This is a genomic window from Prescottella sp. GW823-FHT02E09 (genome assembly GCF_058797375.1).
Genome location: NZ_JBXAJP010000009.1, coordinates 194,186 through 203,197, shown reverse-complemented (window position 1 = coordinate 203,197; position 9,012 = coordinate 194,186). Strand labels below are relative to the sequence as shown.

Genomic DNA, 9,012 nt, shown 5'->3' with positions numbered 1-9,012 from the left:
CCCCCCCCCCCCCCCCCCCCCCCCCCCCCCCCCCCCCCCCCCCCCCCCCCCCCCCCCCCCCCCCCCCCCCCCCCCGCGGCGACGTCCCCCTCCCGGACGGATTCGACCACCTCGAAGTAGCACTTGAGTTTCGGCTCGGTGCCCGACGGGCGGACCGTCACCAGCAGATCGCGGCCGGTGAACACGACGGCGTCCGTACGCATCCCTCCGCGCACGTCCCTCAGGTCGGTCGCCTCGACCGGGATCCCGGCGATATCGGTCGGGGGATCGGTACGCAGTCGCTCCATGATTCGGGCGATAGCGGCGACGTCGTCGGTGCGCCGCGACACCTGACCGGTCTCGTGCACCCCGAACGCGACGGCCAGGTCGTCGAGCACGCCCTGCACCGTGCGGTCCGACTCGGCGAGGTCGGCGACCAGGTCGGCGATCAGGACAGCTGCCGAGACGCCGTCCTTGTCCCGCACCACTTCGGGGTCGACACAGTGCCCGACCGCCTCCTCGTACGCATAGACCAGGCCGTCCCCGGCGCGGACCAGCCACTTGAAGCCCGTCAGGGTGCGGGCCGATCGGAAACCTCGGGCTGCCGCAATCTTCCCGAGCAGCGTCGACGAGACGATCGTGGTCGCGACGAGCGAGTCGCCCGCGGCGTGCTGCAGGATCCGCTGCCCCAGCAGCGCACCGGTCTCGTCGCCGGTGAGCATCCGCCAGCCGTTCGCGTCCGGGACGCCGACGGCGCAACGGTCGGCGTCGGGGTCGAGCGCGATCGCGACATCCGCGTCGGCGTCGGCGGCCAAGGCCAGCAGGGCGTCCGCCGCACCCGGCTCCTCGGGATTCGGGAAGGTCACCGTCGGGAAGTCCGGGTCCGGCTCGAACTGTGCCGCGACGGTGTGGATGTCGGTGAAACCGGCGGCACGTAGCGCGGCGACCGCGGTGTCGCCGCCGACACCGTGCAGTGCGGTCAGTGCGATCCGGATCCGACGCGACGTTCCGCGGGGCAGAGCCGCGACGCGGGCGAGGTACTCGTCGACCAGTTCCTCGTCGGCCGGGGCGACCGGGCTGCGCCGGATCTGTCCGACCCGTCCGATCGCGTCCTCGATCTCGCGGTCCGCGGGCGCGACCAGTGGGGCGCCGCCCGACAGGTACACCTTGTAGCCGTTGTCGGCGGGCGGATTGTGCGAGGCCGTGATCTGTACCCCGGCCACCGCGCCGAGGCGGCGCACCGCGAACGCGACCAGCGGTGTGGGCAGCGGTCGTGGCAGCAGGATCACCGTGAATCCCTCGGCGGCCAGGACTTCCGCGGCGGCGCGGGCGAACTCCTCGGATCCGTGTCGGGCATCCCGGCCGACCACCACGGTCCCGCCGCCGAGGCAGCGGTCGCGCAGCCACTGCGCCAGCCCGGCCGTCGCGCGTTCGACGACGCCGACGTTGATGCAGCCGGGCCCGTCTCCCACGGGTCCGCGTAGGCCCGCGGTGCCGAAGCGGAGGGGGCGAGCCGTGGTCACAGCCGGGCCAGCAGGTCGCGCAGCAGTCCGCCCATGCGGGCGGCGGACGCCTGCCCGGCGGCGAGGACCTCGGCGTGGTCGAGCGGTTCGCCGGTGATGCCCGCGGCCAGATTGGTCACCAGCGAGACACCGAGCACCTCGGCACCGAGTGCCCGCGCCGCGATGGTCTCGTGCACGGTGGACATTCCCACCAGGTCGGCGCCGAGGGTGCGCAGCATCCGGATCTCCGCGGGCGTCTCGTAGTGCGGTCCGGGCAGGCCCGCGTACACACCCTCGCTCAGCGTCGGGTCGATCTCGCGGGCGAGTCCGCGCAGTCGGGGGCTGTAGGCGTCGACCAGGTCGACGAACTGCGCGCCCACCAGCGGAGAGCGGGCGGTGAGGTTGAGGTGATCGCTGATGAGGACCGGTTCGCCGACGCTCATTCCCTCACGGATCCCGCCGGCGGCGTTGGTGAGGACGACGGTTGCGGCGCCGGCCGCGATCGCGGTCCGGACCGGATGCACCACGCGGGACAACTCGTGGCCCTCGTAGGCGTGCGCGCGGCCGAGCATCACCAGCACCGGGGTGTCGCCGACCCGGACCGACAGCACGGTCCCGGCGTGGCCGGACGCGGACGGTGTCGCGAAGCCGGGCAGGTCGGCCATCGGGACCGCGGCGGATGCTCGACCGAGTGCGTCGGCCGCTGCCTGCCAGCCGGATCCGAGGACGACGGCTGCGGCGTGTTTCGCGATTCCGGTGCGGTCGGCGAGGACGTCGGCGGCCTGCTGCTCGAGTGTGCCCATGAACGGACACAGTAGTGCGAGCGGTAGCGGTGCCACGAAATGTTACTCACGGGTAGTATCCGGTTCATGCCATACCTGAATCGCCAAGGCGACGTCTTCGTCCTCTACCTCGGCAACGAGGGCGAGACGGACAACGAGAATCGGTTCCACCCCGACTGGATCGACGCGACACACGCATTGCTCGACGAGGTCGAGGCGCACGAGGGGCCCGCGGCACTGGTCACGACGGCCACCGGCAAGTTCTTCACCAACGGCCTCGACACCGACTGGATCTTCGGCAATCTCGACAAGCTGCCCGGCTACCTCGACCGGGTCCACACGGTGTTCACCCGCCTCCTCGAGTTCCCGATGGCGACCGTCGCGGCCGTGCAGGGGCACGCGTTCGGTGCCGGCGCGATGCTCGCCAGCTCCCACGATTTCCGGGTGATGCGCAGCGATCGCGGCTACTACTGCCTCCCCGAGGTCAACCTGAACATGCCTTTCACGGTGGGGATGTCGACGCTGCTGTCCACCCGTCTGCCGCGTCAGACGGCGGTCGAGGCGATGACGACCGGTCGTCGTTACGGCGGCGCCGACGCACTCGCCGCCGGGATCGTCGACGACGCGGTCGAGGGGGATCTGGTGCTCGGTGCCGCCGTCGCGCGCGCGTCGGCGCTGGCGTCCACGCACGGCGCGAACCTGTCCGGCATCAAGCGCGGTATCCACCGCGAGACGCTCGAGGCGCTGGGTACCGTGACCGACGAGAGCAACTTCAAGTTCGGATAGGCGGGCCCGGTCGGGTAGGAGTGAGAGACTGGGATCTGTGAAATCAGGATCCCTGTCGGCTGCTCTGTCCATCTCGGTGTCGGGCACGCTGTCGGCGGCGCGATCTGATCTGGTCGCGCTGTCGCACTCCGTCCACGCCGAGCCTGAGCTCGCGTTCGAGGAGTATCGCAGCGCGGCCAAGGTCGCCGACGTGTTGCGGGACCGCGGTTTCGAGGTGCGCACCGGGGTTGCCGAGCTACCCACCGCGTTCGATGCGACCTTCGGCAGTGGGGAGCTGGTGCTCGCTGTCCTTGCCGAGTACGACGCGCTCCCCGAGATCGGTCATGCGTGTGGGCACAACGTCATTGCGGCATCTGCGGTCGGTGCGGGTCTCGCGCTCGCATCGGTCGCCGACGAACTGGGGATCACTGTCCGTGTGATCGGGACCCCGGCGGAGGAATCGGGCGGCGGCAAGGTGCTGATGCTCGAGCGGGGAGTGTTCGACGATGTGGCTGCGGCCCTGATGGTGCATCCAGGCCCCTTCGACATCGTCGGCGCCACCTCGCTGGCCCTCGCGGACATCGCTGTCACGTACACGGGTCGCGAGGCGCACGCCTCGGCTGCGCCGGAGTTCGGCCGCAACGCCGCCGACGCGACCACGGTCGCGCAGGTCGCGCTGGCGCTGCTGCGACAGCACCTGTCGCCCGGACAGCAGTTGCACGGCATCGTCAGCGACGGCGGCGTGGCGCCCAACATCGTTCCCGCGCGTGCCGAGATGCTGTACTACCTGCGGGCGCGGACCGCGGAGTCGCTGGACGAACTGGCCGGCCGCGCCGAGTCGTGTTTCGCGGCCGGTGCCCTGGCAACCGGGTGTACACACGAGGTCCGGACGGTCTCGCCGACCTACACCGAGTTGCGGCCGGATCCGTGGCTGGTCGACGCCTATCGTGAGGAGATCGTCGACCTCGGTCGCACCCCGCTTCCGGTGGAACTGGAATCGTCTCGGCCGCTGGGCAGTACGGACATGGGGAATCTGACGCACGCGCTCCCCGGGATCCATCCGGTGGTGGGGATCGACTCCGGTGGGGCGGTGACCCATCAACCCGAGTTCGCGGCGGCCGCCGTCACCGAGTCGGCCGACCAGGCGGTGCTCGACGGCGCTACGGCCTTGGCGCGCACCGCGATTCGCGCGGCACTCGACGAGGGCCAGCGGGCCCGACTGCTCGAGGGGGTGGCGCGGCGGTGAACGAGGGTATCGAGAAGTGGCTCGCCGAGCACGCGATCGACCTGTCGCGGTGGCGGCGGCACTTCCATGCGAATCCGGAACTGGCCCGGCACGAGTTCGCGACCACTGCATTCGTCGCGAGCCACCTGTCCGCGGCCGGGATGTCGCCGCTGCTGTTGCCCGGCGGGACGGGCGTGATCTGTGACATCGGCCCCGGCGGAATGCGGATCGGTCTGCGCGGCGACATGGATGCACTGCCGATACAGGAAGCCACCGGCGCGCCGTACGCGTCGACGGTGCCGGGCGTCGCCCACGCCTGCGGCCACGACGCGCACACCGCGATCCTTCTCGGTGCTGCACTCGCATTGAACTCGTTGCCGCAGCTGCCGATCGGGGTTCGGTTCATCTTCCAGCCGGCGGAGGAGGTGATGCCGGGCGGCGCGCTCGACGTCGTCGCCGCCGGTGGCATGCAGGGGGTGTCGCGGATCTTCGCGCTGCACTGCGATCCGCGGCTCGAGGCGGGCCGGGTGGGAGTGCGCGTCGGCGCGATCACCTCGGCGGCCGACACCGTCGAACTCGTCCTGGATTCGCCGGGTGGACACACGTCCCGCCCGCACCTGACGACCGACCTGGTGTACGCGATCGGCACGGTGATCACCGGTCTGCCGGGCATGCTCAGCCGCCGTATCGATCCGCGCAGCGGCACCGTCATGGTGTGGGGCGCGGTGAGTGCGGGTCAGGCGCCCAATGCGATCCCGCGCAGCGGCATCCTCACGGGAACCGTCCGAACCGGAGACCACGACACGTGGGCGCTGCTCGAGCCGACGGTGCGGGAGATCGTGCACGGCCTGCTCGCGCCGACCGGTGTGCGGTACGAGTTGAACTACCGACGCGGTGTGCCGCCTGTCGTCAACGACGAGGTCTCGGCGCGAATGTTCGAGGACGCGGTCCGCGCGATCGGTCCCGACGCCCTGGCCGACACACCGCAGTCCGGCGGCGGCGAGGACTTCTCCTGGTATCTGGAGGAGGCGCCGGGTGCGATGGCCCGGCTGGGTGTGTGGTCGGGGCACGGGGAACAACTCGACATCCATCAGCCGACGTTCGACCTGGACGAGCGGGCGCTGACGACCGGCGTCCGGGTACTGACGAACCTGGTACTGCAGTCCTGAGCCAGCCCTGAGCCGGCCCTGTGACGGCGCTACGGGGTGCCGGGACCCACGTTGCGGCTGTTGCGGGTGCGAAGGCTCCGCACGTAGTCGGCGGGGGCGCCGGCGATCTCCGCGGCGTCGGCCATCACACCCAGGTAGCGGGCCGACGGCAGCCCGCCCTCGTAGGCGTCGAGAACGTACAGCCAGGCCAGGACCGGGCCGTCGGCGGTGTCGACCCGCAGTCGGATCTTGCGGTGGATTCCGAGTTCCGAGCCCTCCCAGCGGTCGAGGCGCTCCTCGTCCTCGGCCGGGACGTCGTACAGGACGACGAAAACCTTGGCGTCCGGGTTGTCCGGATCCTCGACGACCGTCGCGAGCGCGCCCTCCCAGCCGATGTCGCCTCCACTGAAGGTCAACCGCCATCCGCGGAGCCATCCGGTGCCCGCCATCGGCGAATGCGGGCAGCGCTCGAGCATCTGTTCCGGATGCATGTTGGACCCGTAGGCGGCATAGATCGGCACGGCGGCAAGCCTAATCGGTGTACTCGGCACGGGGGTAGCGGGAGAACCACTGCCCGCGCGATCCGGCGCCTCCGACGGTCCCGATTTCACACCGAGGGGGGCCTAGCGGGGGGCGCAGCCTGCGTGTTCCCGGTCACTGGAATAGCGTTGTACGCGGGCCTGGCTGGAGATCCCGGCCGGCGCGGTGAGCTTGGAGGACGAATGACCCGGATCGTGATCATCGGTGGCGGACCTGCCGGATACGAGGCAGCGCTGGTGGCCGCGCAGCATGGCGCCTCCGTGTCTCTGGTCGACTCCGACGGTATCGGCGGCGCCTGTGTGCTGTTCGACTGCGTTCCTTCCAAGACGTTCATCGCGTCCACCGGCATCCGCACCGACATGCGTCGTGCCACCGACCTGGGCATTTCCCTCGATCCCGCGAGCGCGACCATCTCGCTTCCGCAGATCAACTCCCGCGTCAAGAACCTCGCGCAGGTCCAGTCGTCCGACATCCGCACCCGCCTGCAGAGCGTCGGTGTCCAGCTGCTGTCGGGTACCGCCGAGCTGATCGACCCGCAGGTCGGCATGGCCGCGCACCAGATCCGCGCGACGCTGACCACCGGCGAGGAGAAGGTCCTCGAAGCCGACGTCGTCCTCGTCGCGACCGGCGCCAGCCCGCGCGTGCTGCCGGGCGCCGTCCCGGACGGTGAGCGGATCCTCACGTGGCGTCACCTGTACGACCTCGAGGAGCTGCCGTCGCACCTGGTGGTGGTCGGTTCGGGCGTCACCGGCGCCGAGTTCGTGTCCGCGTACACCGAGATGGGCGTCAAGGTCACGCTCGTGTCGAGCCGCGACCGCGTCATGCCGCACGAGGACGCTGACGCGGCTCTCGTCCTCGAGGACGTGCTCGCCGAGCGCGGTGTGACCCTCGTCAAGCACGCGCGTGCCGATGCGGTCGAGCGCACCGAGGACGGCGTCGTCGTCAAGCTCGCGGACGGTCGTACCGTGCACGGCAGCCACGCGCTGATGGCGGTCGGTTCCACGCCGAACACCGAGGGCCTGGGTCTCGAGAAGGCCGGCATCGAGCTCGACAAGGGCGGCTACCTGCGCGTGGACCGTGTCTCGCGCACCGCGGTCTCCGGCATCTACGCCGCCGGTGACTGCACCGGCCTGCTGCCGCTGGCGTCGGTCGCCGCGATGCAGGGGCGCATCGCGATGTACCACGCGCTCGGCGAGGGTGTGAGCCCGATCAAGCTCAAGACCGTCGCCTCCGCGGTGTTCACGCGCCCCGAGATCGCGAACGTCGGCGTCAGCCAGGCCGCGATCGACAACGGTGACGTCCCGGCCCGCACGGTCATGCTGCCGCTCAACACGAACCCGCGCGCCAAGATGTCCGGTCTGCGCCGCGGCTTCGTGAAGATCTTCTGCCGTCCCGCCACCGGCGTGGTCATCGGCGGCGTCGTGGTCGCGGCCACGGCGTCGGAGCTGATCCTGCCCATCGCGATCGCGGTGCAGAACAACCTGACGGTCAACGATCTGGCGCAGACGTTCTCGGTGTACCCGTCGCTGTCGGGTTCCATCACCGAGGCCTCGCGTCAGCTCATGCGCCACGACGATCTGGACTGATTCGATCCCGGCATCTGGGAAGCGATTTCCATATCGTGGATCGGCTGTGAAATGATGCAAGGGGCCGAGAACCGTCGGCCCCTTGCATCGCTCTCCGCCACGACGATCCGTAGGCGACCTGGGTGTTCCTGCCTTCGTCCTTCGCCGTCGTGCGCGACGGCAGTTCCCTCGACTGCGGAGTTGCTCCATGTCCCTCGATTTCTCGCACGGTCCGTCTCTCACGTTGTCGTCCCGGATGGCCGGGCTGTGTAGCTCGGCGATCCGGGATCTGCTCACTCTCACCGCCCGCCCAGATGTGATCAGTCTGGCCGGTGGGCTGCCGGCCACGGAACTCGTTCCGCGCGAACGCATTGCGCGAGCCGCGGAGCAGGCGCTCGCCGATCCCCGCGCCGTCCAGTACGGCGAGACATCGGGTTGGGCGCCGCTGCGAGAGGTGATCGCCGCCCGCGAGAGCGCTCGGGTGGGCCGGACGATCGAGCCGGCCGAGGTGGTCGTCACCCACGGGTCGCAGCAGGCGCTGAGCCTGCTCGCGCAGGTGCTGCTCGATCCGGGTGACGTCGTCGTGGTCGAGGAGCCGGGCTACACGGGTGCCCTGCAGGTGTTCCGCACCGCGCAGGCCGCGTTGGTTCCCATCGGACTCGACGAGGACGGCATGGACACCGCCGCGCTCGAGCGGTCGCTGCAGGAAGGGTTGCGACCCAAGGTCGTCCACACGGTCAGCAACTTCCACAACCCGCGCGGGGTGGTGCTGTCCGCGGCTCGGCGTGCGCACCTCGCGAATCTCGCCGACCGGTACGGCTTCTGGATCATCGAGGACGATCCGTACGGCGAACTGTGGTTCGGTGCTCCGACCCCCGACCCCGTCGCGACACATTCGGGCCGGGTGCTGCGACTGTCGAGCGGATCCAAGACCCTCGCACCGGCGTTGCGGCTCGGCTGGCTGCACGGCGACCGCCGCGTGTGTGAGGCCGTCGAACTCCTCAAGCAGGGCGCCGACCTGTGCGGGTCGTCGCTCACCCAGCGGATCGCGACCGAACTGCTCGGTGACTCCGAGTGGCTGGACGGGCACCTCGCGACGATCCGTGCGGCGTACGAGTCCCGGGCCGGCGCGCTCGTCGGCGCGCTCGGGGAAGCCTTCGGCGACCGGCTCGTGCACTCCACCGTCCACGGCGGCATGTTCTGCTGGGTCGAATTCACCGACGGCACCGACACCGCGGCGCTCCTGGATACCGCGGTCGGGCACGGCGTCGCCTACGTGCCGGGTAGGGCGTTCGGCGTCGCCGCCACCCACCCGCATGCGGCGCGACTGTGTTTCGCGACGTACGACGTTGCGGTGCTGACCGACGGCGTCCGGCGGATGCAGGCGGCCCACGACGCGCACGCGCGGTCGGAGACCGTTCTCGAGGCGTGATCGGATTTGTACAGAACCTCGTGATCCGTACGAATTCGCACGAGGTCGACGAGTGGTTGCGCGGCGTCGGAGCA

At 70.4% G+C, this 9,012-nt stretch carries 8 protein-coding genes; 5 read left to right on the top strand and 3 right to left on the bottom strand.

Annotated elements, in window-relative coordinates; translation table 11 throughout:
* Together AC1RIF_RS22135 and AC1RIF_RS22130 are read right to left on the bottom strand one after the other, a co-directional pair.
* Positions 1-1,451 (bottom strand): phospho-sugar mutase (locus tag AC1RIF_RS22135; RefSeq protein WP_492603507.1); only part of this gene is annotated, 1,451 nt, incomplete at its 3' end.
* 47 nt (positions 1,452-1,498) lie between these two features.
* On the bottom strand, positions 1,499-2,284 hold the full coding sequence (locus AC1RIF_RS22130; RefSeq protein ID WP_492603506.1) for a purine-nucleoside phosphorylase: 786 nt from the start codon (positions 2,282-2,284) through the stop codon (positions 1,499-1,501).
* A 66-nt stretch (positions 2,285-2,350) separates the two neighbouring features.
* Here AC1RIF_RS22130 and AC1RIF_RS22125 point away from each other — a divergent pair, with 66 nt between their 5' ends.
* From AC1RIF_RS22125 to AC1RIF_RS22115, 3 genes are all read left to right on the top strand, one after another.
* Positions 2,351-3,049, top strand: a complete 699-nt coding sequence (locus AC1RIF_RS22125; RefSeq protein WP_492603505.1) for an enoyl-CoA hydratase/isomerase family protein — start codon at positions 2,351-2,353, stop codon at positions 3,047-3,049.
* 88 nt (positions 3,050-3,137) lie between these two features.
* Positions 3,138-4,274 (top strand): M20 family metallopeptidase, encoded by a 1,137-nt coding sequence (locus AC1RIF_RS22120; RefSeq protein WP_492603531.1) that lies wholly within the window; start codon positions 3,138-3,140, stop codon positions 4,272-4,274.
* Positions 4,271-5,422, top strand: a complete 1,152-nt coding sequence (locus AC1RIF_RS22115; RefSeq protein WP_492603504.1) for an amidohydrolase — start codon at positions 4,271-4,273, stop codon at positions 5,420-5,422. Before AC1RIF_RS22120 ends, AC1RIF_RS22115 begins: the two co-directional genes overlap by 4 nt.
* Before the next feature lie 29 nt (positions 5,423-5,451).
* Here AC1RIF_RS22115 and AC1RIF_RS22110 read toward each other — a convergent pair whose 3' ends face one another.
* On the bottom strand, positions 5,452-5,922 hold the full coding sequence (locus AC1RIF_RS22110) for a gamma-glutamylcyclotransferase (RefSeq protein ID WP_492603503.1): 471 nt from the start codon (positions 5,920-5,922) through the stop codon (positions 5,452-5,454).
* 201 nt (positions 5,923-6,123) lie between these two features.
* Between AC1RIF_RS22110 and AC1RIF_RS22105 the strand changes: the two genes are divergently transcribed.
* Positions 6,124-7,527 carry an NAD(P)H-quinone dehydrogenase gene (locus AC1RIF_RS22105; RefSeq protein WP_492603502.1) on the top strand — a complete coding sequence of 468 codons (1,404 nt, stop codon included), beginning with the start codon at positions 6,124-6,126 and terminating at the stop codon, positions 7,525-7,527.
* 187 nt (positions 7,528-7,714) lie between these two features.
* Positions 7,715-8,938: an aminotransferase-like domain-containing protein gene (locus tag AC1RIF_RS22100; protein WP_492603501.1), complete on the top strand. Its 1,224-nt coding sequence runs from the start codon at positions 7,715-7,717 to the stop codon at positions 8,936-8,938.
* Positions 8,939-9,012: the final 74 nt, after the last annotated feature.